Raw genomic sequence first — 25,407 nt, 5'->3', positions numbered from 1 at the left:
GATCCGACAGCAATGGAGGCACGAGATGAAGACCTTTTGGATGACGCTGCTGGCCTGCGCCGCGCTTGCGACGCCGGCAAAAGCGCAATCGGTGACGCCGAAGTTCGAGCACGCCATCACCAACATTCCCGGCAAGTCGCTGATCGCGGTCGAGGTCAATTTCCCGCCGGGCGAGCCGTCGGCGCCGCACCATCACGCCAAGTCGGCGTTTCTCTATGTCCAAGTGCTCCAGGGCGCGATCGAGAGCCAGCTCGAGGGCGAGGCCGCGCATACGTACCGGGCCGGGGACAGCTTCTTCGAGCCGCCGGGCGCGCATCACGTGCTGGGGCGAAATGCCAGCGCAACCGAGCCGGCGAAGCTGCTTGCGGTGTTCGTCGTTGACAGCAACGACAAGGCGCTGACCGTCTTCGACAAGGAAGGACACAAGCCGTGAGCATGCGGATCGATTACAACAAGGTCGCGCCCGCGGGCATCAAGGCGCTCGGTGGCGTCTATGGCTACCTCACGCAATGCGGCCTCCCGGCGGCGCTGATCGAACTCGTCTACCTGCGCATCTCGCAGATCAACGGCTGTGCCTATTGCCTCGACATGCATACGCGCAGCTTGCAGAAAATGGGTGTTGCGGTCGAGAAGCTGGCGCTGCTGCAGGTCTGGCGCGAGGCGGAGGTTCTGTTCGACGCCGAGGAACGCGCGGCGCTGGCCTGGGCCGAAACCGTCACCCGCGTGGCGGAGACAGCGATCCCGGACGAAGATTATCGGGCTGCTCGGGCCACCTTCAGCGAGAAGCAGCTGGTCGACCTGACCATCGCGATCGGCCTGATGAACACCTACAACCGGATGGCAATCGGCTTCCGCAACCCGCCGCAGGCCGTGCGCGAGCATTCCGCCGCGGCGTGATCTTGTAGGGTGGGTTAGCCGCCCACGAGTGCGGTCGTTCGACAAGCAATGGCGCAAGGCGTAACCCACCATTTATGTCGCACACAGATGGTGGGTTACGCTTCGCTAACCCACCCTACGAGCTGACAAGCTAGCTCTGACGCTGCGCGAGGTAGAACCCGGCCAATACCGTGACCAATCCGGCTGCCTGTAGCGTGGTCGGCGGCTCGCCAATCAGCAGCCAGCCCAGCAGCAAGGTCAGCACCGGCACGGTCGCAGGAAATACGGCCGCGCGGGCTACGCCGAGCCGCTGGATCGACAGCGCGAACAAATACATTGCTGCGGGCCCGGCCAGGATGCCCTGGGCAACGGCCTGCAGCGCATTCTCGTGCAGGCCGATGGCCGCATCGCGCGCCAGCCCGCCGGAGGCGGCATACAGTGGAAACAGCGAGAGCGACAGCACGCTGATGACGGTCGCCACCGAGAACGCGGACACGCGCCAATAGCGTACCAGCGTGGCGAAGCCTGCGAACATCAAGCCGGTCGTGACGAAGATCAAATCGCCCATAACGGCGCTCAATCCCATATGGCCGATTGACTCGCTGCCGATCACGGCAAGCCCGGTCACGATGACAACGGCGCCGGCGACCCGGGAGGGTGAGATCTGTTCCTTCAGCAGGACGACCGCGAGAAACAGTCCGCCCAGCGTCGCGCAGGAAGGCTGGATCACGCTGCCATGCCCGAGGGGCACGAACACGAAGCCGACATAGCTGATCAGCGACATCACCGGCCCGCCCAGCATCATCAGCGCCATGCCGCGGCCCCATCCGATGCCGCAGAGGTCTTTCAGGCCGGCGCGTACAACGAGCGGGATGAACACGATGCCCGACCACAGGAAGCGATGCATCAAGAGGTCCACAGGCGTGAACCCGACTTTCAGGCCATGCCGGGTCGCCACGAAGCCAAGAGCCCAGCAAAGCGCCGCGCCGAGACCGCATGCGACCCCGAGCAGAATGGCTTTCTTATCAGGAAGGGCTGCCGTCTTGGGGCCGGCCGCATGTTTGTTCATGCCGGACGACTACGTTAGCTGCCAAGGCGGATCAACCCATGGCGACGCAGGGCTGATTAGCGCAGCGGCCAATTGCGCAGTTCTTCTTCGGCGAGGAACGTGCAGGCTTGCCGCGGTCCGCTGGTGCTATTGATCTCGTGCCGCTGCGCGCCATGCACGTGCCTTGGCTGTGGTCTCCTCGACAAAAGCATCCTTGCCGGTTCGATAGGCTTCGATGTCGTCTTTTGAGGAGGCGGCGAGAGCCCGCTTGATGTCGGCGTAGGCGCGGGCCGCTTCGCCGTGCGCGCGCAGATAATCACGAAACACCAGACGTGCGTCCCAGTTCGGATGGGACTGCTCCATCATGTGCAGATGGTGGGTCCACGGACCCGGCGGCCCCTTGCGGAAGAACAACTCGCCGGGGATCCACGACGCGTATTCCGGCATGTAGACATAGCCGAGCGCCTCAAGCGGATTGATGCAGCGTTGCCTGGCCTCGTTCGAGGCTGCGCACGCCAACCAGCAGGTCGATGATGGGCTTCGACGGGAGACCTGGAACGGCCGTGCTGCCGACATGCTCGATGGCCAGTGCGAACGCGCCGAGAGCCTGCTCGATCCGCTTGCGCTCCTGCGCGAACAAGGCGGGCCAGTTGGGATCATAGTCGGAGATGACAATCGACCCTACGCCGTATTTCTCCACGTTCACCCCCTGATCGTCGTGTACAGAGTATCACGTAGCCGGTGGCGTCGCTCACGAACCCTGCTTCGCCTCGACAGGCTGCTTCGCGAACTGCGGGAATGTCTCGGCCACGACGGGCCCATCCAGCCGCCACGAATAGCAACCGCCGACGAAGAACGGTGGCTCGGTGGCGCCCTGCTGGTGATCGAGCGCGCCGCGGCCCTGCGGATCCTTGCCGGAGGTCGCGGTCTGGAATAGCGTCGTCACCGCCGGACCCAGCAGCTCGGCGAGATGGGTGCAGGTCTCGAGCCTGCCGATCTTGCGGCGGACCAGCTCGCGCCAGCCCTTGCCGATGCGTTCGCCGACCAGGCGCTGCAAGATGCCTTCGACGTCGAGGCAGGACGGGTAGGGCGTCGAGGCCATCGTGGTGCCGGTCTCGCGGATCGTGAAGCTGTCGTCAACCGCGAGCCGCAGCCTGATGTCGTGCACGGGATCGTCGGGCTGCTGCAGGCCGCGATGCCTGTCCTGCCGCGCATAGGGTTTGGTGTCGACCAGCCGCGCCTCGACCTCCCACAGCCCGTCGTCACGGAGATAACCGAGGCATTCGACGGAGCGGCGGTGCATCAGGCGGCGGGGCTTGCCGTCGGCATTGGTATCAGGTGCGGACATCGGAACTCGCTGGATTGAATCTAAGCCGATCCAATCGGCCGCATGCCGCGGTGTCAACGGTCGCGGCTGAATGGCGTCATGAGCCTCCGTCATTCCGGGGCGATGCGTCAGCATCGAACTACGGTGCGCAATTGCGCACCTGAGAATCTCGAGATTCCCCGATGCGCTATTGCGCATCTGAGGTTCATGCTTCGCATGCCCGGGAATGACTGGATCGCGCCTCGCGCCTCAGCTCACGCGCCGCTCCCGGTTCTCCCAATACGGCTTGCGCAGCTCGCGCTTCAGGATCTTGCCGGCGCCGGAGAGCGGCAGCGGAGTTGCCGTGATGTCGACGCTGCGCGGGCATTTGTAGCCGGCGATCAGCGTCTTGCAGTGCTCTATCAGCTCTTCCGGCGTGGCGCTGGCGCCGCTCTTCATCACCACGACGGCGTGGACCTGCTCGCCCCAGCGCTCGCTCGGGATGCCGATCACGGCGCATTGAGCCACCGCCGGATGCTGGGCCAGCGCGTTCTCGACCTCGGCCGAATAGACGTTCTCGCCGCCGGAGATGATCATGTCCTTGACGCGGTCGACCACGTAGACGAAGCCGTCCTCGTCCATGTAACCGCCGTCGCCGGTATGCATCCAGCCGTCGATCACGGCGCGCGCGGTCTCTCCTCCGGACGCTCCCAATAGCCCATCATCACCATATCGCCACGCACCGCGATCTCGCCGACGGTGCCCGTCGGCACCACCTTGTCGTCCGCATCGACGATCTTCACTTCGGCGCCAAGCGTCGCCCGCCCGGCGCCGCGGTGCCTGCCCTTGGCGCGGCCGTCGCCGATATGCTCCTTCCAGTGCAGCAGCGTCGCGATCGGCGACAGTTCGGTCATGCCATAAGCCTGGGTGAACTCGACATGCGGCAGCGCCTTCATGGCGCGCATCAGCACGGCGTCGCTGATCACGGAGGCGCCATAGGAGATTCGCTTCAAGGACGACAGGTCGTAGGTGCCGAGCGTCGGGTGATCGACGAACATCTGGATCATGGTCGGCACCAGCAGCACGTCGGTGATGCGCTCCTTCTGCACCGCGGCCGCGACGCCATCGGGCGTGAAGCCCTGGATCACGACATTGGAGCCACCGGACAAGAGCACCGAATACATCGCCGCGCCATTGGCGAGGTGGAACATCGGCGCGGCGTGCAGATAGATCGTGCTGCCCGGCCACAGGCCTTCGCCGAGCGCGTTCAGCGCATTGGCCATCAAATTGCCGTGGCTCAGCATCACGCCCTTGGAGCGGCCGGTGGTGCCGCCGGTATAGAAGATGCCGGCGAGGTCGTCGCGCGTGCGCATCGCGTCCGGAATGGGTTCGCTGCGCGCGATCAGCGTCTCGTAATTCTCCATGCCCGCCGGCGTCTCGCCTTCGTCGGCATAGACCAGCTTCAATCCGGCGATGGTCTTGGCGAGCGCCACGCCGACCGCCGCGAACGCCTTGTCGACGAACAGGATCGTGGCGCGGCAGTCGCGCAGCGCATCTTCGTTCTCAATCGGAGACCAGCGGATGTTGAGCGGCACGATCACGGTGCCGGCCCAGCCGACCGCCAGATACAGTTCGAGATAGCGGTCGGAGTTCAGCGACAGGATCGCGACGCGGTCGCCGTTGCCGGCGCCAAGCGAGCGGATCGCGGAGGCGAGGCGGGCGACGCGGGTGCCGACTTCGCGCCAGCTGCGCCGCCGCTCACCGCAGACGACTGCGAGCCCGTTTGGATTGACCTGCAGCGCCCGCCGCAGCCCGTGCGTGATGTTCACTCCTGTCCTCCCTTGATGCGTTTCCCACGTTTCCCTTGCGAGGCGGTTTGTCCGCCTTCGCTGCAGCCGGAACGGCTGCCTTGCGCGTTGTTGTCTCGTGCGTCGATGTTACTTGCGTTGTTGTTTTGGCGATGCCTTCGGTGAGGCGGATCGCGAATTCCTCGGCGACGGCGCGTCCGGTCAGCTCGCCGCCGGGCTGAAACCAGTGCCCGATCCAGTTCAGCGAGCCGGCGATCGCAAACGCCGCGAGCTTCGGGTCGCAGGGTTTCACCGAACCGTCCGCGATGCCGGCAGCGATATAGTCGCGGAAGGCGCGGTCGATCCGCCGCTTCGCGGTCTGCACGATCTTGCGGTTGTGCTCGCTGAGATCGCGGAGATCGAAGCGGACCAGGCTCTTGCCGTAGTCCGTCGTCATCAGCTCGGCGTAGCGGGTGGTGAGCTTGCGCAGCTTGTCGAGGCCGCTGCCGCTGCCGGCCGAGGTCTCGGCAATGCAGTCGTCGACCAGCTCATGGCCGATCGACCAGCACTCGAACAGGATCTCGTCCTTGCCGCGGAAGTAATTATACAGCGCCGGCTTGGTGATGTTGAGCCGCTTGGCGACGTCGTTCAGCGTGGCGCGGTGATAGCCCTGTTCGAGGAACAGCTGCACGGCGGCGCGCAGCACGGCTTCGCGCTTCTCGTCGCGGGCGCGGCGCCGACTCTCGAACGGCAGCCAGGGCGACTCGGTGTTGGAAGGGGGGAAGCGGGCGTCCATCGCGTGGCTGTTGTCGCATTGACTCCGGAAGGTGGCCCGTATATTACCCATGGGTAATAAATAGTCCAGTGGGTAATTTCCGGGAGGACACGCGATGACGTCACGCACCTATGTTGCCGGGGTCGGCATGATCCCGTTCGTCAAGCCCGGCGCCAATGCGCCGTATCACGTGATGGGCGCGGAAGCCGCCAAGCTCGCGCTCACTGATGCCGGGCTCGCCTACGGCCGTGTGCAGCAGGCCTATGTCGGCTATGTCTATGGCGACTCGACTTGCGGGCAGCGCGCGCTCTATCCGGTCGGTATGACCGGCATCCCGATCGTCAACGTCAACAACAACTGCTCGACCGGCTCGACCGCGCTGTTCCTGGCGCGGCAGGCGATTGAATCGGGCGCGGCCGATTGCGTGATGGCGCTCGGCTTCGAGCAGATGAAGCCCGGCGCACTCGGCGCTGTGTTCACTGATCGCCCCAGCGCGTTCGACGATTTCGACGCCGCCGCCGACAAACTGGTCGATGCGCCCGGCGTGCCGCTGGCGCTGCGCTATTTCGGCGGCGCCGGCCTCAGCCACATGAAGAAGTACGGCACGCCGCTCTCCGCGTTTGCAAAAGTGCGGGCCAAGGCGAGCCGCCACGCCAAGAACAATCCGCTGGCGCTGTTCCGCAAGGAGGTTACAGCCGACGACGTGATGAACGACCAGGTGATCTGGCCCGGCGTGATGACGCGGCTGATGGCGTGCCCGCCGACCTGCGGCGGCGCCGCCGCGATCCTGGTATCGGAGAAGTTCGCCGACCAGCACGGACTCAACAAGAGCGTTCGCATTGCGGCGCAGGCGATGACGACCGACACGCCCTCGACCTTCGGTGCATCGGACATGATGCAGGTGGTCGGCTACGACATGGCGCGCGACGCCGCGAAGAAGGTCTATGAGGCGGCCGGCATCGGCCCCAACGATCTCGACGTCGTCGAGCTGCACGACTGCTTCGCCCATAACGAGCTGATCACCTATGAAGGGCTCGGCCTGTGTGGACAGGGCGAGGCCGCGAAGTTCATCGATGACGGCGACAATACCTACGGAGGGAAGATCGTCACCAATCCGTCCGGCGGGTTGCTGTCGAAGGGCCATCCGCTCGGCGCCACCGGTCTCGCGCAGTGCTACGAGCTGACGCGGCAGCTGCGCGGCACGGCTGCTGCGACGCAAGTGGAGGGCGCGCGGCTCGGCTTGCAGCATAATCTCGGCCTCGGCGGCGCCTGCGTCGTGACGCTCTACGAACGCGCCTGAGGCAGCCCATGGTCGATCAATCCGCCGTCGGGCGTAGCTTTACGCCCGTGACCGCGCGCGTCGAGCCGGGGCGCCTGCGCTTCTTCCTCGACACGCTGGGCGAGACCAATCCGGTCTATCGCGACGGGGCAGCGGCGCCGGTGCCGCCGACCTATCTGTTCTGTCTTGAGATGATGGATGCGGCTGAGCCGTTCGAGTTCCTGACCGCGCTCGGCATCGATCTCGCCCGCGTGCTGCATGGCGAGCAGCGCTTCGACTATCACGCCCCCGTCGTCATCGGCGACACCCTGACGTTCCGGCCGCGCGTCACCAGCGTGACCGAGAAGAAGGGCGGGGCGATGGCGCTGATCGTGGTCGAGACCGCGGTCACCAATCAAGCCGGCATCCACGTCGCCGATACCTCGCGCACCATTGTGGTGCGCAATGCGAGGCCGTCATGAGCAGCAGCGTTCCCGCGGTCGGCGACCGCATCGTCCACAAGGAATTCCCGCCGATCAGCCGCCATCGCCTCGCGCTGTACTGCGGCGCCTCGGGCGACCATAACCCGATCCATGTCGACATCGACTTCGCGAAGCAAGCGGGGTTTCCCGACGTGTTCGCGCACGGCATGCTGGTCATGGGCTATCTCGGCCAGGCGTTGACGGACGCGGTCAGCCCGTCGCGCATCCGTTCATTCTCGACGCGCTTTGCCGCGATCACCCAGCTCGGCGCCGCGTTGACCTGCGAAGGCACAGTGACCGAGCTGATCGAGCAGGGCGGTGAGAAGCGGGCAAAACTCGCGCTGACCACGAAGGATCAGAACGGTGAGGTCAAGCTCGCGGGGGAAGCGGTTATCGCGCTCTGATTGGCCGCGCCGCTACCGCAGCGGTACTGGGGCTCCCTCCCCCGCAAGCGGGAGAGGTGAAGAAAGAAGATCACTTGTTTGAGGGAGGAACCATGTCGAAACTGCAAGGCAAGGTCGCGCTCGTCTCCGGATCGGGCCGCGGCATCGGGCGCGCAATTGCGCTGAAGCTCGCGAGCGAGGGCGCGAAGGTCGCGGTCAACGACCTCGATGCCGAGCCGGGCAATGCCGTCGTCGCCGAGATCAAGGCCACGGGTGGCGAGGCGATCGCGGTCAATGGCAGCGTGACCGAATCCGGCTTTGCCGATCGTTTCGTCGGCAGCGCCATCGAAAAATTCGGCGGCCTCGACATCATCGTCAACAATGCTGGCTACACCTGGGACTCGACGATCCAGAAGATGTCGGACGAGCAGTTTCAGGCGATGCTCGACGTCCATCTGGTCGCCCCGTTCCGGATCCTGCGCGCGGCATCGGAGCCGATCCGGGTGATGGCGAAGAAGGAGGCTGAGGCAGGCCGTGAGGTGTTCCGCAAGGTCGTCAACATCTCCTCGATCGCGGGCCTTTACGGCAATGCCGGGCAGGCGAGCTATTCCTCGGCCAAGGCGTCGCTGATCGGGCTGACGCGCACGATGTGCAAGGAGTGGGGCCGCTACAAGGTCAACGTCAATTGCGTGGCGTTCGGCCTGATCAACACCCGCCTGACCCAGCCGATCGAGAGCCAGCAGAAGACCATCGACGTCGCCGGCCGCGACATCAAGGTCGGGGTGCAGCCGCAGATGCTGGAGGCGATGGGCCGCATGATCCCGCTCGGCCGCGGCGGCACGCCGGAAGAAGCGGCGGATGCGGTCTATCTGTTCTGCGCGCCGGAATCGAACTACATCAGTGGTCAGGTGATCGTCGCCGGCGGCGGTCTCTTGATTTGATCAGAGCGTTTTCAAGCGAAGTGGGCACCGGTTCGCGTCAAGAAAACGCGTCAAAAAAGAATGCGGAGCGAGGGCAGAATGCATTATCGATCGTCCTGGATGACCGAGGAGCTGGACACCTTCCGTGACCAGTTCCGCAAATTCCTCGCCAAGGATCTTTTACCACACGCCGAGAAATGGCGCGATCAGAAGCTGGTCGACCGCTCCGCCTGGCGCGCGCTCGGTGAGATGGGCGCGCTGCTGCCGAGCGTGCCGGAGGCCTATGGCGGCTTAGGGGCCAGCTTCGCCTATGACGCCGCTGTGCTCGATGACCTCGAGAGCACGGTGCCGGAGTTGACCACCGGCGTCTCCGTGCACAGCGCGATCGTCGCGCACTACATCGTCAACTACGGCTCGGAGGAGCAGAAAAAGCGCTGGCTGCCGAAGATGGCGTCGGGCGAGATGGTCGGCGCCATTGCGATGACCGAGCCCGGCACCGGCTCCGACCTGCAGGCCGTCAAGACCACCGCGAAGAAGCAGGGCAATTCCTACGTCATCAACGGCCAGAAGACCTTTATCACCAACGGCCAGGCCGCCGATTTCGTCATCGTGGTGGCGCGCACCGGAGCGCCGGGCGCGAAAGGCATCTCCCTGATCGTCGTGGAGACCGCCGGAGCCGAGGGCTACCGGCGCGGCCGCAACCTCGACAAGATCGGCCTGCACGCGTCCGACACGTCGGAGCTGTTCTTCGACAATGTCACGGTGCCCCCGGAAAACCTGCTCGGAGGCGAGGAGGGCAACGGCTTCGTCCAGCTGATGCAGCAATTGCCGCAGGAGCGGCTGTCGCTCGCGATCGGCGCGGTCGCCTCGATGGAGCGCGCGGTCAAGATCACCGCCGAGTACACCAAGGCGCGCACCGCGTTCGGCAAGCCGCTGATCGAATTCCAGAACACCGCGTTCACGCTTGCCGAGCGCAAGACCGAGGCGATGATCGCCCGCGTGTTCGTCGATTGGTGCGTCGAACGTCTGGTCGCCGGCGACCTCGACACCGTGACGGCCTCGATGGCGAAATGGTGGTGCTCGCAGAAGCAGGTCGAGACCGCCGACGAATGCCTGCAGCTGCATGGCGGCTATGGCTACATGCAGGAATACCCGATCTCGCGCATGTTCATCGATTCCCGCATCCAGAAGATCTATGGCGGCACCAACGAGATCATGAAGGTGCTGATCGCGCGCTCGCTGTAGGGCAAGCGCGCGACCTCCGCGGCGTTACATCGCCCGCACGTTCTTGAGGAACTTGTCGACCTGGACTTCCAGCGCGGACGCGTTGCTGGCGAGCTCTCCGGAGGCCGCCAGAACGTTCTCGGCGGCCTTGCTGGCATCGTCGATCGCCTTGGTGGTTCCGTTGATGTTGGCGGTGACCTCCTTGGTGGCCGCGGCCTGCTCCTCGACGGCGCTGGCGATCACGGTCGAGATCTCGCTGATCTGGACGATGACCTGCGAGATCGACTTCAGCGCCGTGGCGGTGTTGCCGGTCGCGGCCTGCATCTCGTTGATCTGCGCCGAGATGTCTTCCGTGGCCTTGGCGGTCTGGTTGGCCAGCGCCTTCACCTCGGATGCGACGACGGCAAAGCCCCGGCCGGCTTCGCCGGCCCGCGCGGACTCGATCGTGGCGTTGAGCGCGAGCAGGTTGGTCTGGCCGGCGATCTGGCTGATCAGCGCGACGACGTCGCCGATCTTCTGTGCCATGGTCACGAGGCCTGCGACCAGCTTGTCGGACTTCTCGGCCTCCTCGACCGCCATGCGGGCGATGCGGCTCGCTTCGGACACCTGGCGGCTGATCTCGTTGACCGAGGACGACAGCTCTTCGGAGGCGGACGCCGCGCTCGCCGAGCGCTGATTGACGAATTCGGCGGTCGTCGTCAGTGATCGCGCGGTACCCTGCATTTGCGTCGAGGCCGATGCCAGCATCCCGGCAAGGCCCTTCACGTCCTTCTCGAAATCGTCGGCGAGCTTCACATTGCCCGTGACGACCGCCCAGCTCAGCATCGCGCCGGTATAGTTGCCGCGCTTGTCGGTCAGCCCGGAGACCCTGAGGTCGAGCGTTTCCGGGCCGAGCTTGATCTTGGCCGCGTGCGGCAGGTTCTTGGGATCGCCGACGATGCGGCGCTGATGCGCCGGGTTCTTGTGGAAGATGTCGAACGAGTTGCCGAGGATCTTGTCCGGCGCCACCGGGAGCAGGTGCTTCACGGTGTCGAGCGTCTTGAGGCTGGTCTGGTTGATGTAGGTGATGTTGAAGTCGGTATCGCACATCATGATGTTGATCGGCATGTTGTCGAGCATCTGCAACAGCCGCTCGGTCTGGGTTTCAAGCCGCGCCTTCTCGGTCGCGAGCTCCCAGGTCAGCATCGGTCCGCTGTAGCGGCCGCGCGAATTGGTCATCGCCGTCACGGTGAGATCGAGCGTCTCGCCGCCGATGGTGATGCGCGCCTTGTGCGGCAGGTTCTTCGGATCGGACAAGAGCCGGCGCTGATGCTGCGGGTTCTTGTGAAAGATGTCGATCGATTGTCCGATCAGCGCGTCGACTTTCACCGGCAGAACATGCTCGATCTTTTTCAGATTCTGCCGCGTCGACTCGTTGATGTAGGTGATCTTGAAATTGTCCAGCTCGCAGAGCATGACACTGATCGGCATGTCGTCGAACAGCCGGTAAGAACTGTCCGAGCCGACTACGCTTGCGACGCTCTTCATCCCCAACATGCATTGCCTCCAGCATTGATATTAATTTGTGAACGCAAAACGATGCACCTGATCGGCAGTAAGCCGCAGGACGGCGGGCAGGTGCGATACACGATTTACAATTTGTGACTGCACGAAACCGTAGGCGATTCGAGTTCCATCAAGAAGTGCATGCAGTGTGTCGCGCGCGATCGCGCAAGACCGACCGCGCGAAGCGTGCAATGAGTGCAGCCGAAATCGACGCGCTAGGAGTCGTTTTTCTGCGAAATCCGCACGATCCTGCATCGAACGGTGCGAGGCGACCGATCGCTGCACCGTAGTCTTACGGAAGCACACGCGCGCGCTTCGAATGATTGTTATCGTGCATATGACGCGATGGTGCATGCAGTTTGTGCCACGCTGTCGTCACGCGCGCCGCAACGCGCTGGCTTTCACGCGCCCCGTGCGGCGGCCGCGCGCCGTCGGTCTTTGCGATGCCCGCGGATCATCTCTCCCGCATGCGCGCTGCTGCGGCGGTTGGTGCCGCGTGATGAGCGCGAGGCTGCCGCATCGCCAATGGAGTGTTGTTGAAAGAAAACACGCACAGGTAGAGTCTTGCGCCGCGATACCGGATCGAACTTGCCGACCGGCGACGGAACATGTCGTCCGCACGCTGACGGCGAGGGCGCTCTGAAATCGGCGGAAGTTACCTATCTGCTCTCCGGCCGGGCGGCGACGATCGCCGCCGGCGATCGTCCGCTCTGCAGAAATCGATGACGAAAGGGCGATGCCCATTGTCTATCGCATGGCTTGCCCCGGCTTCGCCCGCGAGAAGCGGCTTCGGCCTTGCACCATATTCCCGTCTATCATACCCCCGTCGGACCACGTTCCGCGCGAGCCGCAAGCGCGCGCCAATGCCGCAGGGAGCCCTCATGACCAAAAGCAACGCCCGCACCGGAGGCCAGATCCTGATCGACCAGCTGGTCGCGCAAGGGGTGGAGCGCGTCACCTGCGTGCCGGGCGAGAGCTACCTGGCGGCGCTTGATGCCCTGCATGACAGCCCGATCGACGTCGTGATCTGCCGCGCCGAGGGCGGTGCGGCGATGATGGCGGAGGCCTATGGCAAGCTCACCGGGCGTCCCGGCATCTGCTTCGTCACCCGCGGTCCCGGCTCGACCAACGCCGCGCACGGTGTGCACATCGCGATGCAGGATTCTACCCCGATGATCCTGTTCGTTGGCCAGGTCGACACCGGCATGCGCGAGCGCGAGGCGTTCCAGGAGCTCGACTACAAGGCGGTGTTCGGCACCATGGCGAAATGGGCGGTCGAGATCGATCGTCCGGACCGCATTCCGGAACTGGTCGCGCGGGCCTTCCGCGTCGCGCTGCAGGGCCGCCCCGGTCCGGTCGTGATCTCGCTGCCGGAGAACATGCTGACCGAAACCGCAGCGGTCGCCGACGCGCCGAAGGTCGAGCCTGCGGTCACCTGGCCGGCGCCATCGGATCTCGAGCGTCTCGGCAGCATGCTCGCCGGCGCCAGGGCGCCGATCGTGGTGCTCGGCGGCTCGGCCTGGACCGCAGAGGCCGCCAAGAGCATTGCGCGTTTTGCCGAGCGCTTCGACCTGCCGGTCGCGACCTCGTTCCGCCGCGCCTCGCTGTTCGACGCCGACCATTCGCACTATGCCGGCGATCTCGGCATCAGCCCGAGCCCGAAGCTCAGGGATCGCTTCACCGGCGCCGACGTCATTCTTCTGATCGGCGGCCGCATGTCGGAGATGCCGTCCTCGTCCTACACGCTGCTCGACATTCCGGTGCCGAGCCAGAAGCTCATTCACGTGCATCCGGGCTCCGAAGAGCTCGGCCGCGTCTACCAGCCGGCGCTGGCGATCCAGGCGACGCCTGCGGCCTTCGCCGCCGCGGTCGAGAGCATGAAGCCCGCAGCCGCGCCCGCCTGGAAGGGCGAGGCGGCCAAGGCGCACGCGGACTATCTTGCCTGGACCGACAAGCCGCGCGAGCTGCCGGGCCATTTCCAATATGGCGAGGTCGTGACCTGGCTGCGCGATCGGCTGCCGAAGGATGCGATCGTCTGCAACGGCGCCGGCAATTACGCCGGCTGGATTCATCGCCACCATCGCTTCCACACCTTCGCCGCGCAGCTCGCGCCGACCTCGGGTTCGATGGGCTACGGCGTGCCGGCGGCCGTGATGGCCAAGCGGCAGCATCCGGATCGCGTCGTCGTGGCGTTCGCCGGCGACGGCTGCTTTCTGATGAACGGGCAGGAGTTCGCCACCGCCGTGCAGTATGACGCGCCGCTGATCGTCGTCGTCATCGACAACGCGCAATACGGCACCATCCGCATGCATCAGGAGCGCGACTATCCCGGCCGTGTCGTCGGCACCCAGCTCAAGAACCCGGACTTCGCGCTCTACGCAAAGGCGTTCGGCGGCCATGGCGAGCGGGTCGAGCGCACCGAAGACTTCGCGCCGGCGTTCGAGCGGGCGCTGGCCTCCGGCAAGCCGGCGATCCTGCACTGCCTGGTCGATCAGCGCGCGCTGTCGGTCGGCAAGGATTTTGTGCCGCAGGCATGATCCGGAAAAGTGTGAAGCGGTTTTCCCTTGCGACAAACGCGTAGCGTTTGCGCGGAGATCATGCCCAAGCAAGAGGCCATACGCTGATGCCCGAGACTGCCAGCCGTCACGTCGCGATCATCGGCGCCGGCGCGGTCGGCGTGATCAGCGCCATCGAGGCGCTGCGCGCGGGCCTCCGAGTCACGCTGATCGACCCGGGCGAGCCCGGCGGCACCCAGGCCGCGAGCTATGGCAATGCCGGCTGGCTGTCGTCGCATTCGGTGATCCCGCCGGCCGAGCCTGGCACCTGGAAGAAGGTGCCGGGCTATCTGATGGACCCACTCGGGCCGCTTGCGATCCGCTGGTCATATCTGCCGAAGGCCTTGCCGTGGCTGATCAAGTATCTGCTGTCGAGCCGGACCGAGGCGCAGGTCGAGGCGACCGCGCGGGCGATGCGCGATCTGCTCAAGGACGCGCCGCTGCTGCACCGGCAGCTCGCCGAGGAAGCCGGCGTGCCCGAACTGATCGAGCGGTGCGGGGTGATGCATGTGTTTCCCTCGCGTGCGCCGTTCGACCGCGACCTCGGCTGGCGTATCCGCAAGCGCGTCGGCATTGAATGGCTGGAGCTCGATGAAAACGAGATGCGCCAGCGCGAGCCCGATCTGCATCCGCGCTACAAGTTCGGCGTCGTGGTGGAGGAGGCCGGCCGCTGCCGCGATCCCGGCGCCTACGTCGCAGCGCTCGCCGCGCACGCGATCGCGATCGGCGCCGAGCGCGTCGCCGCCAAGGCAATAGGCCTCAAGCTTGCGGGCGACCGGCTCGTCGCCGTGGTCACCGAGACCGGCGAGATCGCCTGCGATGCGGCGGTCGTCGCCGCCGGTGCACGCTCGAAGCAGCTGACCGCATCGATCGGCGATCCGCTGCCGCTGGAAACCGAGCGCGGCTACCACGTCATGATCGAGAATCCGGAATCCGGACCGCGCAATTCGATGATGGCCTCGGACGCCAAGATGGTGGTCAACTGGACCGATAAGGGGCTGCGTGCCGCTGGCACGGTGGAGATTGCCGGGCTCGACGCCGGGCCGAACTGGAAGCGCGCCGAGATCCTGCGCGAACATCTGCTCAGTATGTTCCCGGAACTGCCGAGGGACATTCCACCCTCGCGGATCAAGACCTGGTTCGGCCATCGCCCGAGCATGCCCGACGGGCGGCCCTGCATCGGCCATAGCCGCGCCTCGCGCGACGTGGTCTATGCGTTCGGCCATGGCCATGTCGGCCTGGTCGGCTCGGCCCGCACCGGCCCGGCTGGTCGCGCAATTGCTCAGCGGCAAGGTGCCGGAAATTCCGCTGCAGCCGTTCGCGCCGTCACGCTTTTTGTAAGAAGTAAACCTCAGCTCTCGCCGGCCCAGGCCGCGATCGCGGCCGGCGCGATCACGCGTCTCGGCGTGTGCGGATTGATCGTTCCGGCGCTGACGTCTTGAGTCTGCACGAGCAGGGTGCGCGCAAAAGCCTTGGCATCCTGCTCGGTCGTGAAGGTGCGGGTCTGGCGCGCGAAGCGGTGGTGTCCGGCGTCAGGGGTTCTGACGGCGAATGAGACGTACCAGATGGCTTTGTCCATCTTCATGGCGCGTCTCCGGCGGCGGTGCTCCGCCTGCGCGATCGGGACGTCGTGCTCGACGCTCGATATGCAAAAAGTGCCAAGGTGAATGATCCTGAAATTCAACAGATGACGGCTAAATTCCTCCCGGTGGACGGGCAATGTACCGGGATCGGCGCCTATGCCGATACTGGCGGGATATTACTGTTCAACCAAGGGGTGCAACAATAATGCGCCGCTGCGGCGTTGGTTCCTGCGGTCCGAATGCAGCATCTTTTCATCGCCTTGGAGCACGTCTCCGGCTGCGCAAGCAGGCCGCAACGGCCCAACCACCTGGACCTGATTGCCGTTCGAGCACGGCTTTGACACGGCGACGGAGACTGGTGCGGCGGCTGCCAAGGAATTGATGCGTCCGGTGGTTCCTGCAAATTTGCTGGGACTGCCGTTGGCCTGTGTACCGGCTGGAAGGGACGAGGAAACCGGATTGCCGATTGGGGCGCTTATCGCCGGCTTGCGTCTCGGCGGCATGGCCCCATAAGAGCACAATCCGGCCGGTGGAAGGGTTGCGCGCTTATCGTTCCGGGTTGCGCCCACGGATGTGGTCAAAGCCTTGCTTGATTGCGGCGAAGCGCGCTTCGACCATCGGCTCGAATTCGAGGTCGGTGAAGATATAGGGCCAGTCGTTTTCGATGCCCTCGCGGACGAGTTCACCGACATACATGGGATCGATGCCCTGAGAGAGGCGTTCCCGGATCAGATTGATCTGCTCGGCAAGTGGGCCCGAAGTCGGCAACGCACCGAGCTCCCCCTCGAAGCGCTTGGGGAGGTTGCGCCTCGAGTTCAGGATTTGAGTGCGGATGAACCCGGGACACAGCACCGACACGCCGATCCCGCGGGGCGCTAGTTCACCCCGCAGTCCCTCGGACAGCGCGACAACGCCATACTTTGAAACGTTGTATGCATTGCTCGCCCCTGAAATTAGGCCAGCGATCGAGGCTGTGGAGACGATGTGTCCACCCTCGCCATGCTGCTCAATCAACGGCCCGAAAATCTCGATCCCCCCAAACGGTCGCCATCAGGTTGACGCCCATGGCCCAATTCCAGGACGCCTCGGTCCAGGTGCCATAGGACCCACCACCGCCGACGCCCGCGTTGTTGACGAGGATATGCACCTTGCCGTAGCGGGCAGTCGTGGCTTCGGCGGCCGCCGCGAGTTCGTCCTTGAGTGAGACGTCCGCTTGCACGCCGTCGACATCGACGTTGGTGAGCCTCAGTTGCTCGAGCGCCGCGGACAGAGCCGCTTCTTCGATATCGCAAAGCATGACTTTCACCCCCGCCTGGGCGAGAGCGGTCGCGATCCCCAATCCAATGCCTGACGCCGCGCCGGTGGCGAACGCGGCCTTTCCAGCGAGTTCCTTCACGCGCATTCTCCCCCGTGCAAGCGGACACCCTCGCACCAAAACGCCAAGTGTCACCGGACGCCATTTGACCGCACTTTCAAGCGATTGGGAAGTGTGCGGGATGTCCGCTCCTGATGCTTTTCGGAAGTGGAGCGTTGGCTATCGAAAATCCGGCGTTGGGGGTGAAGCGGACGTCACGATTGCGCGGCAGTTCCGTGCGCAGGAAGCCGATACCCTGGCGCACGGCGATCCCGCGTTCCAGCATAAAAGCGCGAATCTGGTTGATGATGCCGGTGCGTTGCGACACCAGCCGCTCGCGCACCCGATGCAGCGCCTGCAGATCGAGTTGCTCCGCGGTCTTGGTCGCCACGAACTTCATCGTCGGACGCTGCACGGCTTCGGCAATCGCTTCGGCATCGTTGAAGTCGTTCTTCTGTCCCTTGCTGTAGGGGCGAACATATTTGGCCGGCATCAACCTGGCATCGTGACCAAGCGATGCGAGCTTGCGGCTCAGGTGATGTGCGCCGACGCAGGCCTCCATGCCGACCAGGCAGGGCGGTAAGTTGGCGAGCCGCGCTTCCACTTGGCCACGCGACCACTTTTGCCGTAGCACGATGGCGCCGCGCGCATCGTGGCCCACGACGTGGAACGAGTTCTTACCGATATCGATGCCGATCACGGCGAGTGCGGTATTGGGTGTCTCAGACATGGCGTGCTCCTTGTCTTTGGCGCCCCTTGCCAGCTTCGCTTGCTGGCAGGGCAGGAGCACGGCCGGACCATCCCATCAACGGACGTTTGGCACTGCCGAGTATCACCTTTAAGCTAGGGAGGTCAGCTTTTGGGAAGGCACTGTAAAAAATGACAGAAGGTGAAATGAAACTGCTGGTCGCTCTCGCCAAGATGGTCGATCAGTTTTGTGGCAGCTCAAAGGGTTTCGCCGATCTTCAAGCGATGTCCGCTCCTCAGCGGGCGGCAGAAGCGCTGGCCGACTATGATCTGATGAAGGTTTTTGATGCGCGTACCGCTCAATGGACCGACGCTGGCAAGAAGCTACTCGAGGATACCGCGAAACCGGAATTTAGGGGCACCGCTAATACAGCGAGCGACGCAAAAGTTTTGATCTTGAAGCAGCGAGAACCATGATGACGGACAATCGGGCGGAATTGATCCGACGTGCCGAAATCATGGCGTCAGAACATCGGCCGCCTGGCTTCATTACGGCAAGTCAACTCAGAGCCCTATTTTCAGAGGCGGATTTCTTAGGGGACCCCGATGCAGGCGTGTCATTTGTGAATGAGCTGTATGAAAAGGGCATTATAGTTACGAAGGACTGGAAACCCCATCAACGCCTGTAAACTCACGTCGTCGGCCCTAAACCCGTGATGTCGCCTGTTGGCCCAGGCCGTGTGACAACTTGGGGCGCACTGGCGCATTACGTGGCCGCCGAGCTTCTCATTCGGTGGAATCGACCTCCTGTCATCTCAGTGGCAACCAGGAGGTTCAAGTAGGCGCTGATTTGGTCGCGCAGAGGCGGGCCTCAGGCCCGCATCGCCTCCAGCAATCCGTCTACGCCTATGATTGTCATCACGCGCTTCATGTTGTAGGCGAGCACGGTGAGTGCCATCTCGGTGGCCACCTTTGGCAACCTTTTCGTGAGAAAGTGCGTTGCTCCCATCCAACACTTCATCGTACCGAACGGATGCTCCGCTGTCTGACGGCGGAGCCCCATTGCATTGGGGTTGTGGTCGAGCCGATCTTGAACTTTCTCCAGAACGGCCTCGTGCTCCCAGCGTGAGATGCGGCGCTCGGGGCCTGTCGTGCACTGAGCCTTTAGCACGCAGGTTTTGCAGGCGCTTGTCCAATAGCGGCGCAGTGTCTTTCCGTCCTCTACGTTCGTATAGTGATAAGTTAGGCGCTCGCCGGCGGGACAGCGATAAACATCGTCGGCGGCGACATAGACGAAGTCCTGTTTGCCGAAGCGGCCAGCAGCTTTGGCGCCCGAAGTCATCGGCTTCGGCAACGTCACCGTGATGTCGGCTTCGTCGCAGGCCCTGATCTCCCCTCCATCGTAATAGCCGCGGTCTGCCACGACTTCGAGCGTCTCGACAGCCATCTCGTCGCGCGCCTGGCCGGCCATATTGGTGAGTTGGTGGCGATCGGTGCCCACGTTGGTCACCTCGTGAGCCACGATGAGATGATGCTGCGTATCGACCGCAATCTGCACGTTATAGCCAACGATCCCGGTGTCCTTGCCACTTGTCGCCATCGAGCGCGCGTCAGGATCGGTCAGCGAGATCTGCTTGTCTTCGCTCTTCATCATCTCCGCATTGATCGCATCAAGCCGGACGGTCTCCTCCCTGAGCTTCTCGATCTTGCCCTTCAACTTCGCAACTTTCGCCGCCGGCACTGCGTCGCCGTGCCGATCGGCGGTCGCGAGCTGCGAGAGATAGCGGGCGATGCTCTCGTCGATCCGCTCCAGGCGCCGCTTCATCTTCGCCTCGGTGAAGTTCTTGTCCCGCGCATTGACGGCCTTGAACTTCGATCCATCAATGGCGACGCTCGCCGCAACAAGCAGATCAAGCTTGCGGCGCAGCGCGACGAACGCGCGGCAGACCTCACGAATGGCCTTGCCATTGTCCTTGCGGAAATCCGCGATGGTCTTGAAGTCCGGCGCCAACTGCCCGGTCAGCCAGATCATCTCGATATTGCGCTGGCATTCCCGCTCCAGGCGTCGGCTCGACGGCACGCGATTGAGGTAGCCGTAGATATAGAGCTTCAGCATCATGCCGGGGTGATAGCTGGGTCGGCCGGTGGCGAGTGGCTGGACACCGACAAACCCGAGCCTGTCGAGATCGAGACCGTCGACGAACACGTCGACCGCTCGCACCGGGTTATCTTCGGTCACATAGTCGTCGAGCAGCGCGGGGAACAACGTGCTCTGTCCGCGATCAACCCCTTCCACGAATCCCGCCATCGCTCGTCCCCGCCGATTCATTGGAGAATAATAGCAGAGGCGGAGTTTTCACACGGCCTGGGCCCTTTTCGGACCTCTTCGCGCGGTCTGGGGATCTCTGCTCACTGGGGACCAGCGGACTCGGCAGAAGGCTTGCCGACCTCTGAGTATGACCCAACTGAGACCTTTGCCGCAAAATTGCGGCGGCCCGGTATCGGACTCTCGCTCTGGCACCAACAACCGCCTGCTTAACAGCAGCCGACACGGCCCAGCTCAATTCGAATGCCGCGGCTCTTTGTCGATGAACTCCTGGACGAGATCGGCCACGATCATTGCGCCTCGACTGTTCAGATGAACGCCGTCGGTATGAAAGCGCCATCCATTCATCTGGGCAATCCCGTCCGGGCTCTTGCTCAATGCGAGCGCGCGGAAGGCATCACGATAGAACGGAAAAAATTGGAAGCGTGTGAAAGCGCGACCGGGCTCGGCCATGATTTGCGAAAGCATCGCTTCATGGACAGCGAGATAGCCGACATCCTCTTCCTGCGCCACTAACCTAACGCTTTCGCTGAACTCATCAACGCGCCGGTTGATCTCGCTTTGGAAGGGGTTTGAAGAGATCGGGTCTTCTCCAATCGGGGACAAGGAGCAGAGCGCCACGTCGGAAAGAGGTTTCAGCCTTTAAACGTCGGACTATCCTCCGAATGTTCTCTCGGAACCATTCCGGCGACGGATCGCTTGGCAGATGCTTCGAGAATTGAAAGAACCGTCTGACCTTTTTTGAAACCAATGCAAGCACATCATTGCCGCCGACCCAGACCACAATCTTTTGGGGGTGGCAAGCAAGCACATCGGGTAGTCGCTGGAGGGCGTTGTAAGCTAAATCGCCGCCTATGCCAAAATTGCGAAAACGGCAGTGCCGGTTGCGAGGTCGTCGTTCAAGTTCTCCGATCCAATCGAAGGCCTGTCCTTTCCCGGCCGTGCTGCTCGAACCGAGACAAGCGATGATCGACGCTCCGTCGTTACATTTGGAGAGGGGAACTCGACGAGGCGTTTCTGGTGGCAGATCGGGGGCGGTCATTGCTTCACTATATTCTCTGCATCACGGCTTGCTTCGCAAGCCAATGGCTACTTCGTTCAGAGCAAATTCAGCAGATGTGTCTTAATGGCCCAAACGGAAGTGATCGCATTCCCAACGCGGCGATTTTCGAAGTGTCGGCAGGATATGCAACGACACACGTCAGCTTCCGAACACCTGACCAGTGAACGGTGACCGAAGGCACGTCCCGCCGGTAGCTTCATCTTATTTGAAGACACTCATGGCAAGGGACACAAGACGGAACATTCTCCCGAAGAGCCGACTGTCATCTGGATCAGCCTTGACGATGAATGGTTCGGCCACTGGCCCTTCTCGGACCGCGTGCAGGGTCCGCTTCTCCGCCGCTCATTGAGGATGAGCAGACATCCCGGATTTGGCGAAGGCGCCCTGGTTGGAGAGGCTGGCTTCTTTGAGGGCATCGCTGAGCGGTGCCGGCTGATCGCAAGTGCTAGTCAGCCGGGATGAAGCGGAGGGTGCCTGCTCGACGCGTTGGCCTGCCGGTGTCGTTGGTATGGTTGACGCCATCCATGACGGGTACCTCGGAGAAATCGAACGGGCTTACGCCGTCCAGGCAAGCCACGTTCACGGCATACAGGTTCTGGTCGGATCGTCGTTGATGATGCGTGTATATTCCGCAGCGAGAACAGAAGAAGTGCTGCGCCGATCCGGTATGGAAGCGGTAGCTCGTCAGCGTATCCTCGCCTCGCAGCAGCTTGATCCCACCCATCTCCGCCATGACAACGACGGCGCCTCGCATCCGGCAGTAGGAGCAGGTGCAGCGGCGGATTGAATTGAAGCCGTCGCTGAGCGTTGCCTCGAAACGCACCGCGCCACAATGGCACCGGCCGGCCCGGACGTTCGTGTTGCTCGCCATGTTTGTCCCTCCTGTCGAGATCGTCTCTGAAAAAGATGAGCCGGACAATTCAGAAAAATTCGTAGATGACGTGAGAAAATCTCGAGCGAACCGATGCAAACTTCAACGGTGCTGTGTGTGAACCAGGCGGCGTCACCCGTCTCTGTGGCACGAATAGAGACTCGCTCCCTTGGGGGCGGAAGCAAGCTGGTTGTATCCACACCCTAATTGGCTTCGCCCTTCCTTCCGGCCGCGGCAATGGCCTTTTCCACTTCCGCTGCGAGGGCTGCGAGATGCTCGGCGAGCTTGGCGAACAGTTCGCGCTTCTTGAAGTCCGTGGCCAGGTCGCGGATCAGGGCGCACTCCGCAGCGTCGGTGCGAAGCTTCTCCAGATGCGTCAGCATGTCCTGCATTTTTTCACCCCACCGCCGTTTTCGGCAAACGGTAGGAGGCGCGGAACCCAGCAACAATAACGTGCGATAATTTGTCGCCGGGCCTCGGGCCGGGCAGGGCGCCCGCATGCCGGCCGCACCGTCGATCCATTCGGCTTTTCAGAATTTAACTTGACGCCGGACCCAACTCAGATGTTCAATACGCCTGTCTCACCCGACACGAGGGGCGCTTCGCGGTCGTCACGAACGCGGGTCGAGATGCGGTGGACGCCGAGTGCGCAACTGACGAGTGCGCGTGACGCGGACGGTGAAGTCGTGTGGTCCTGACGCCCTAGCGGCCGGTGTCCTGTCGCAAAACGCGCAAGCGTTTTGCGAAGGCGGTGACAAGCAAGCCCAGTCTCGCCGGGGAGAGCACGAAGTAAGCCGTAACCCATCGCGCAGGGAAAGCCGGGTTGTTTCCGGTTACACCTGTGGTCCTACCTCCCGCGTTTTTTACTACGCGGGACCCATGGGTGCGATCGGCACCCGGCTTTCCCTGCGCCCTCTCTCCAAGAGAGGGCGGAACGAACTGCAAAGCTCGGACAAATCATGCCGCGAGAACGCGAACGTATGGCTCGCGCCGCGCCCTCGGCGTCGTCCCGGCGAAGGCCGGGACCCATTGCTCCAAATGGTCGCTATTGCAGCGCGCTGGGGCCACAGCAGCCTTCTTCGACAACTCGCCCCCGTGGTTGATGGTGCTGTGTGTGTGGCAGGACATCATTTCCGACTCCATGCGCAATTGCGCGCGATGGTGGAACGGCAGCGAGCGGCCGACGCGACAGCGAGGATGAGGTGATAGCGGTGCCTCTCTCACTGTCCGATCCGCACCACCATCTTGCCCAGCGCCGCGCGGGTCTGCATCGTCGTGAACGCCGCGCGGAAATCTTCAAGCTCGAACACCTTGCCGACAACAGGCGTCAGTCGCCCGTCGTTCAGCCATGCCGACAATTGCGTCATCACGCGCGCCTGCGCCTCGGGCTCGCGGCGCGCGATCTGCGCGGCGTCGACGCCGATCAGGAGGCCGCCCTTCAACAGCGGCAGATTGAACGGCAGAGCGGGGATCTGGCCTGCCGCAAAGCCGACCACGACATGGCGACCGTTCCAGGCGATCGAGCGGAACGCCTGCAGCGAGACCTCGCCGCCGACCGGATCGAAGATCACGTCGGGACCATTGCCGCCGGTTGCGTCCTTCAACGCGTCGCGCCAATCGGGCTTTGTGTAGTCGATGGCGGCGTCGGCGCCGAAGCTCGCGGCGAAGCTACGCTTCTCGTCGGTCGAGGCCGCGGCAATGACGCGCGCGCCGAGCAGCTTGCCGACCTGGATCGCGGCGATGCCGGTGCCGCCGGCGGCACCGAGCACCAGCAGCTGCTCGCCGGCCTTGAGCGAGCCGCGCTCGGCGAGCGCATACAGCGCGGTGAGGTAATTGGTGCGAAAGGCCGCGGCGGCCTCCATCGACAGGCCGTCGGGCATGACCTCGACGGCGGCAGGCGGCACCACGATGTACTCGGCCAGCGCGCCCGAGCGCGCCGCGCCCATCACCCGCATGCCCGGCGCGATGCCGGCGACGTCGCCCGCGACCTCGTCGACCACGCCGGCGAATTCCGCACCCGGCGTAAAGGGCAGGGCATCCTTGGTCTGGTAGCGGCCCTCGACCTTCAACCCATCGACGAAGCCGATGCTCGCGGCGTGGACCCGGACGCGGATCTGTCCGGGGCCGGGTTCGGGCGTGGTGATCTGCTTCAGCTCGATCTGATCGATAGGCGCATATTGCTCAACGACGACCGCCTTCATCCTGTCCTGCTCATTGGTTCGTTTCCCCTGGAGCCTTTTCCGTTCCGATTGAATCGGAACGGGGCTCCAGAATCTTGTGTTGACGCGTTTTCTTCACGCGAACCGGTACCCACTTCGCTCGAAAACGCTCTTGGCAAACCTATCTCATCTCCGTTGTTCTACGGGGAGGCCTTTTGCGCATGCAGCGGCGGCGTCCCATGCGGAAAGCCAACATCTTCAACGACGTCGCGAAAAGGCGGACGTTTACCCGTTGTTATCCCTACCAGATTCGGTAACGCGTCCTTAATGGCGTTAACGTTAGGGTTTTCCACGCGGCCCGCACTGGGCTGCGCGCCGTCCAGGACGGGCAGGTTGCGTACGCGTTGGAGTCTCCTATGGATATCATGACTGGCGCCGGGCTGTTGGCTGGCATCATCGTCATCGCTGTGATGATGTTCATGGGCGGCGACCTGCACATGTTCATCTCCGAACACGCCATGATCATCATCTTCGGCGGCTCGATCGCGGCGACGATGATCCGCTTTCCGCTCGGCGTGATGCTGCACGGGCTGCCCCTCGGCGCCAAGTTTGCCTTCACCATGAGCCGGCTGTCGGCCCGCGACCTCGTCGACGAGCTCGCCCGCATCGCCGAGATCGCCCGCAAGCAGGGCCCGGTCGGCCTGGAGAAGGTCGAGACCGACGAGCCGTTCCTCGCCAAGGGCATCCGCTACGTCGCCGACGGCTACGATCTCGAATTCATCCGGGACAACATGGAGCGCGACCGCGACAACTTTCTGATGCACCTCGACGAAGGCAGCAAGATCTACCGCGCGATCGGCGACTGCGCGCCGGCCTTCGGCATGATCGGCACGCTGATCGGCATGGTGCAGATGTTCGCCAACATGACCGACCCTTCCAAGCTCGGCCCGTTCATGGCGACCGCGCTGCTCGCCACGCTGTACGGCGCGCTGGTGGCCAACCTGTTCTGCCTGCCGATCGCCGACAAGCTGCACGGCAAGCTGCTCGACGAGGAGACCAACCGCACGCTGATCATCGACGGCATCCTGATGATCCGCGACTCCAAGAGCCCGGCGCTGGTGCGCGAGATGCTGCTGGCCTATCTGCCGGAGAAGCATCGCAACGAGGAGGGTGAGCCGGTTCCGGCCTGACGGCCCCGACTGGCA

General features: G+C 63.6%; 26 protein-coding genes and 3 pseudogenes. 12 read left to right on the top strand and 17 right to left on the bottom strand.

All coding sequences use genetic code 11. From position 1 onward, the window contains the following. Positions 1 to 25: 25 nt before the first annotated feature. Together ACVWW1_RS15055 and ACVWW1_RS15050 are read left to right on the top strand one after the other, a co-directional pair. Positions 26 to 433, top strand: a complete 408-nt coding sequence (locus ACVWW1_RS15055; protein WP_456656349.1) for a cupin domain-containing protein — start codon at positions 26 to 28, stop codon at positions 431 to 433. Continuing rightward, positions 430 to 897 (top strand): carboxymuconolactone decarboxylase family protein, encoded by a 468-nt coding sequence (locus ACVWW1_RS15050; RefSeq protein ID WP_456656348.1) that lies wholly within the window; start codon positions 430 to 432, stop codon positions 895 to 897. Before ACVWW1_RS15055 ends, ACVWW1_RS15050 begins: the two co-directional genes overlap by 4 nt. A gap of 130 nt (positions 898 to 1,027) precedes the next feature. Here ACVWW1_RS15050 and ACVWW1_RS15045 read toward each other — a convergent pair whose 3' ends face one another. From ACVWW1_RS15045 to ACVWW1_RS15020, 6 genes and pseudogenes are all read right to left on the bottom strand, one after another. Continuing rightward, the gene (locus ACVWW1_RS15045) at positions 1,028 to 1,945 is read right to left on the bottom strand and encodes a DMT family transporter (RefSeq protein WP_456656347.1); all 918 of its coding nucleotides are present in this window, start codon (positions 1,943 to 1,945) and stop codon (positions 1,028 to 1,030) included. A 126-nt stretch (positions 1,946 to 2,071) separates the two neighbouring features. Continuing rightward, a complete protein-coding gene (locus ACVWW1_RS15040) occupies positions 2,072 to 2,371 on the bottom strand; it encodes a GrpB family protein (RefSeq protein WP_456656346.1) in 300 nt (99 codons plus the stop codon). Between the two features lie 19 nt (positions 2,372 to 2,390). Further along, entirely contained in the window at positions 2,391 to 2,630 is a 240-nt protein-coding gene (locus ACVWW1_RS15035; protein ID WP_456656345.1) for a GrpB family protein, read from the bottom strand. A gap of 45 nt (positions 2,631 to 2,675) precedes the next feature. Next, positions 2,676 to 3,272, bottom strand: coding sequence for a DUF2889 domain-containing protein (locus tag ACVWW1_RS15030; protein WP_456656344.1), 597 nt, complete (start codon positions 3,270 to 3,272; stop codon positions 2,676 to 2,678). Positions 3,273 to 3,500: 228 nt separating this feature from the next. Continuing rightward, positions 3,501 to 5,059 (bottom strand): annotated as a pseudogene (locus tag ACVWW1_RS15025) (acyl-CoA synthetase). After that, positions 4,989 to 5,813, bottom strand: a complete 825-nt coding sequence (locus tag ACVWW1_RS15020; RefSeq protein WP_456656343.1) for a TetR/AcrR family transcriptional regulator — start codon at positions 5,811 to 5,813, stop codon at positions 4,989 to 4,991. Before ACVWW1_RS15020 ends, ACVWW1_RS15025 begins: the two are co-directional and overlap by 71 nt. Before the next feature lie 94 nt (positions 5,814 to 5,907). Here ACVWW1_RS15020 and ACVWW1_RS15015 point away from each other — a divergent pair, with 94 nt between their 5' ends. The 5 genes from ACVWW1_RS15015 to ACVWW1_RS14995 all read left to right on the top strand — a co-directional run bounded on the left by ACVWW1_RS15015 (position 5,908) and on the right by ACVWW1_RS14995 (position 10,080). Continuing rightward, entirely contained in the window at positions 5,908 to 7,092 is a 1,185-nt protein-coding gene (locus tag ACVWW1_RS15015) for a lipid-transfer protein (RefSeq protein WP_456656342.1), read from the top strand. An 8-nt stretch (positions 7,093 to 7,100) separates the two neighbouring features. Then, positions 7,101 to 7,532, top strand: coding sequence for a MaoC family dehydratase N-terminal domain-containing protein (locus ACVWW1_RS15010; protein ID WP_456656341.1), 432 nt, complete (start codon positions 7,101 to 7,103; stop codon positions 7,530 to 7,532). Further along, positions 7,529 to 7,936 carry a MaoC family dehydratase gene (locus ACVWW1_RS15005; RefSeq protein WP_207837182.1) on the top strand — a complete coding sequence of 136 codons (408 nt, stop codon included), beginning with the start codon at positions 7,529 to 7,531 and terminating at the stop codon, positions 7,934 to 7,936. The genes ACVWW1_RS15010 and ACVWW1_RS15005 overlap by 4 nt, the downstream gene beginning before the upstream one ends. 92 nt (positions 7,937 to 8,028) lie before the next feature. Further along, positions 8,029 to 8,856 carry an SDR family NAD(P)-dependent oxidoreductase gene (locus ACVWW1_RS15000; RefSeq protein ID WP_456656340.1) on the top strand — a complete coding sequence of 276 codons (828 nt, stop codon included), beginning with the start codon at positions 8,029 to 8,031 and terminating at the stop codon, positions 8,854 to 8,856. 78 nt (positions 8,857 to 8,934) lie between these two features. Continuing rightward, positions 8,935 to 10,080: an acyl-CoA dehydrogenase family protein gene (locus ACVWW1_RS14995; protein ID WP_456656339.1), complete on the top strand. Its 1,146-nt coding sequence runs from the start codon at positions 8,935 to 8,937 to the stop codon at positions 10,078 to 10,080. Between the two features lie 24 nt (positions 10,081 to 10,104). Here the strand turns inward: ACVWW1_RS14995 and ACVWW1_RS14990 are convergent, their stop codons facing one another. Continuing rightward, positions 10,105 to 11,595, bottom strand: a complete 1,491-nt coding sequence (locus ACVWW1_RS14990; protein WP_456656338.1) for a methyl-accepting chemotaxis protein — start codon at positions 11,593 to 11,595, stop codon at positions 10,105 to 10,107. An 890-nt stretch (positions 11,596 to 12,485) separates the two neighbouring features. Between ACVWW1_RS14990 and ACVWW1_RS14985 the strand changes: the two genes are divergently transcribed. Both ACVWW1_RS14985 and ACVWW1_RS14980 read left to right on the top strand, forming a co-directional pair. Continuing rightward, positions 12,486 to 14,141, top strand: coding sequence for a thiamine pyrophosphate-binding protein (locus ACVWW1_RS14985; protein WP_456656337.1), 1,656 nt, complete (start codon positions 12,486 to 12,488; stop codon positions 14,139 to 14,141). 86 nt (positions 14,142 to 14,227) lie between these two features. Beyond that, positions 14,228 to 15,500: pseudogene (locus ACVWW1_RS14980) on the top strand (NAD(P)/FAD-dependent oxidoreductase). A gap of 10 nt (positions 15,501 to 15,510) precedes the next feature. On the opposite strand, the gene ACVWW1_RS14975 reads toward ACVWW1_RS14980, so the two are convergent. After that, on the bottom strand, positions 15,511 to 15,744 hold the full coding sequence (locus ACVWW1_RS14975; RefSeq protein WP_456656336.1) for a hypothetical protein: 234 nt from the start codon (positions 15,742 to 15,744) through the stop codon (positions 15,511 to 15,513). Positions 15,745 to 15,762: 18 nt separating this feature from the next. Here ACVWW1_RS14975 and ACVWW1_RS14970 point away from each other — a divergent pair, with 18 nt between their 5' ends. After that, complete coding sequence (locus ACVWW1_RS14970; protein WP_456656335.1) at positions 15,763 to 15,948, top strand: hypothetical protein; 186 nt, start codon at positions 15,763 to 15,765, stop codon at positions 15,946 to 15,948. 340 nt (positions 15,949 to 16,288) lie between these two features. Here ACVWW1_RS14970 and ACVWW1_RS14965 read toward each other — a convergent pair whose 3' ends face one another. The 3 genes and pseudogenes from ACVWW1_RS14965 to ACVWW1_RS14955 all read right to left on the bottom strand — a co-directional run. Further along, positions 16,289 to 16,756, bottom strand: coding sequence for an SDR family NAD(P)-dependent oxidoreductase (locus tag ACVWW1_RS14965; protein WP_456656334.1), 468 nt, complete (start codon positions 16,754 to 16,756; stop codon positions 16,289 to 16,291). Continuing rightward, entirely contained in the window at positions 16,749 to 17,138 is a 390-nt protein-coding gene (locus ACVWW1_RS14960) for an SDR family NAD(P)-dependent oxidoreductase (RefSeq protein ID WP_456656333.1), read from the bottom strand. The genes ACVWW1_RS14965 and ACVWW1_RS14960 overlap by 8 nt, the downstream gene beginning before the upstream one ends. Positions 17,139 to 17,322: 184 nt before the next feature. Continuing rightward, a pseudogene (locus tag ACVWW1_RS14955) lies at positions 17,323 to 17,826 on the bottom strand (IS110 family RNA-guided transposase); the annotation flags it as partial. 164 nt (positions 17,827 to 17,990) lie between these two features. Here ACVWW1_RS14955 and ACVWW1_RS14950 point away from each other — a divergent pair. After that, positions 17,991 to 18,260, top strand: a complete 270-nt coding sequence (locus tag ACVWW1_RS14950) for a hypothetical protein (protein ID WP_456656332.1) — start codon at positions 17,991 to 17,993, stop codon at positions 18,258 to 18,260. 394 nt (positions 18,261 to 18,654) lie between these two features. Here the strand turns inward: ACVWW1_RS14950 and ACVWW1_RS14945 are convergent, their stop codons facing one another. The 6 genes from ACVWW1_RS14945 to ACVWW1_RS14920 form a co-directional block, all read right to left on the bottom strand. Continuing rightward, entirely contained in the window at positions 18,655 to 20,091 is a 1,437-nt protein-coding gene (locus ACVWW1_RS14945) for an IS1182 family transposase (RefSeq protein ID WP_456656331.1), read from the bottom strand. A gap of 252 nt (positions 20,092 to 20,343) precedes the next feature. Next, positions 20,344 to 20,715, bottom strand: a complete 372-nt coding sequence (locus tag ACVWW1_RS14940; RefSeq protein WP_456656706.1) for a hypothetical protein — start codon at positions 20,713 to 20,715, stop codon at positions 20,344 to 20,346. Then, positions 20,648 to 21,151 (bottom strand): SGNH/GDSL hydrolase family protein, encoded by a 504-nt coding sequence (locus tag ACVWW1_RS14935; protein WP_456656330.1) that lies wholly within the window; start codon positions 21,149 to 21,151, stop codon positions 20,648 to 20,650. The genes ACVWW1_RS14940 and ACVWW1_RS14935 overlap by 68 nt, the downstream gene beginning before the upstream one ends. A 466-nt stretch (positions 21,152 to 21,617) precedes the next feature. After that, entirely contained in the window at positions 21,618 to 22,043 is a 426-nt protein-coding gene (locus ACVWW1_RS14930) for a GFA family protein (protein WP_456656329.1), read from the bottom strand. Between the two features lie 203 nt (positions 22,044 to 22,246). Beyond that, positions 22,247 to 22,435, bottom strand: coding sequence for a hypothetical protein (locus ACVWW1_RS14925; protein ID WP_456656328.1), 189 nt, complete (start codon positions 22,433 to 22,435; stop codon positions 22,247 to 22,249). Between the two features lie 828 nt (positions 22,436 to 23,263). Continuing rightward, on the bottom strand, positions 23,264 to 24,244 hold the full coding sequence (locus ACVWW1_RS14920) for an NADPH:quinone oxidoreductase family protein (RefSeq protein ID WP_456656327.1): 981 nt from the start codon (positions 24,242 to 24,244) through the stop codon (positions 23,264 to 23,266). A gap of 374 nt (positions 24,245 to 24,618) precedes the next feature. Here ACVWW1_RS14920 and ACVWW1_RS14915 point away from each other — a divergent pair, with 374 nt between their 5' ends. After that, positions 24,619 to 25,392, top strand: coding sequence for a motility protein A (locus ACVWW1_RS14915; protein WP_029078588.1), 774 nt, complete (start codon positions 24,619 to 24,621; stop codon positions 25,390 to 25,392). The last annotated feature ends 15 nt before the right edge of the window (positions 25,393 to 25,407 follow it).

The organism is Bradyrhizobium sp. JR3.5 (assembly GCF_054057015.1).
Note: the sequence above shows the minus strand (reverse complement) of the source record. Positions and strands in the feature narration are given on the sequence as shown.

What these genes read in the sequence shown, in the direction of transcription:
- ACVWW1_RS15055 (WP_456656349.1), top strand. Translation starts at nt 26, where the DNA reads ATGAAGACCTTTTGGATGACGCTGCTGGCCTGCGCCGCGCTTGCGACG.
- ACVWW1_RS15045 (WP_456656347.1), bottom strand. Translation starts at nt 1,945, where the DNA reads ATGAACAAACATGCGGCCGGCCCCAAGACGGCAGCCCTTCCTGATAAG.
- ACVWW1_RS15040 (WP_456656346.1), bottom strand. Translation starts at nt 2,371, where the DNA reads ATGCCGGAATACGCGTCGTGGATCCCCGGCGAGTTGTTCTTCCGCAAG.
- ACVWW1_RS15030 (WP_456656344.1), bottom strand. Translation starts at nt 3,272, where the DNA reads ATGTCCGCACCTGATACCAATGCCGACGGCAAGCCCCGCCGCCTGATG.
- ACVWW1_RS15020 (WP_456656343.1), bottom strand. Translation starts at nt 5,813, where the DNA reads ATGGACGCCCGCTTCCCCCCTTCCAACACCGAGTCGCCCTGGCTGCCG.
- ACVWW1_RS15015 (WP_456656342.1), top strand. Translation starts at nt 5,908, where the DNA reads ATGACGTCACGCACCTATGTTGCCGGGGTCGGCATGATCCCGTTCGTC.
- ACVWW1_RS15010 (WP_456656341.1), top strand. Translation starts at nt 7,101, where the DNA reads ATGGTCGATCAATCCGCCGTCGGGCGTAGCTTTACGCCCGTGACCGCG.
- ACVWW1_RS15005 (WP_207837182.1), top strand. Translation starts at nt 7,529, where the DNA reads ATGAGCAGCAGCGTTCCCGCGGTCGGCGACCGCATCGTCCACAAGGAA.
- ACVWW1_RS15000 (WP_456656340.1), top strand. Translation starts at nt 8,029, where the DNA reads ATGTCGAAACTGCAAGGCAAGGTCGCGCTCGTCTCCGGATCGGGCCGC.
- ACVWW1_RS14995 (WP_456656339.1), top strand. Translation starts at nt 8,935, where the DNA reads ATGCATTATCGATCGTCCTGGATGACCGAGGAGCTGGACACCTTCCGT.
- ACVWW1_RS14990 (WP_456656338.1), bottom strand. Translation starts at nt 11,595, where the DNA reads ATGTTGGGGATGAAGAGCGTCGCAAGCGTAGTCGGCTCGGACAGTTCT.
- ACVWW1_RS14985 (WP_456656337.1), top strand. Translation starts at nt 12,486, where the DNA reads ATGACCAAAAGCAACGCCCGCACCGGAGGCCAGATCCTGATCGACCAG.
- ACVWW1_RS14975 (WP_456656336.1), bottom strand. Translation starts at nt 15,744, where the DNA reads ATGAAGATGGACAAAGCCATCTGGTACGTCTCATTCGCCGTCAGAACC.
- ACVWW1_RS14950 (WP_456656332.1), top strand. Translation starts at nt 17,991, where the DNA reads ATGAAACTGCTGGTCGCTCTCGCCAAGATGGTCGATCAGTTTTGTGGC.
- ACVWW1_RS14945 (WP_456656331.1), bottom strand. Translation starts at nt 20,091, where the DNA reads ATGGCGGGATTCGTGGAAGGGGTTGATCGCGGACAGAGCACGTTGTTC.
- ACVWW1_RS14935 (WP_456656330.1), bottom strand. Translation starts at nt 21,151, where the DNA reads ATGACCGCCCCCGATCTGCCACCAGAAACGCCTCGTCGAGTTCCCCTC.
- ACVWW1_RS14930 (WP_456656329.1), bottom strand. Translation starts at nt 22,043, where the DNA reads ATGGCGAGCAACACGAACGTCCGGGCCGGCCGGTGCCATTGTGGCGCG.
- ACVWW1_RS14925 (WP_456656328.1), bottom strand. Translation starts at nt 22,435, where the DNA reads ATGCAGGACATGCTGACGCATCTGGAGAAGCTTCGCACCGACGCTGCG.
- ACVWW1_RS14920 (WP_456656327.1), bottom strand. Translation starts at nt 24,244, where the DNA reads ATGAAGGCGGTCGTCGTTGAGCAATATGCGCCTATCGATCAGATCGAG.
- ACVWW1_RS14915 (WP_029078588.1), top strand. Translation starts at nt 24,619, where the DNA reads ATGGATATCATGACTGGCGCCGGGCTGTTGGCTGGCATCATCGTCATC.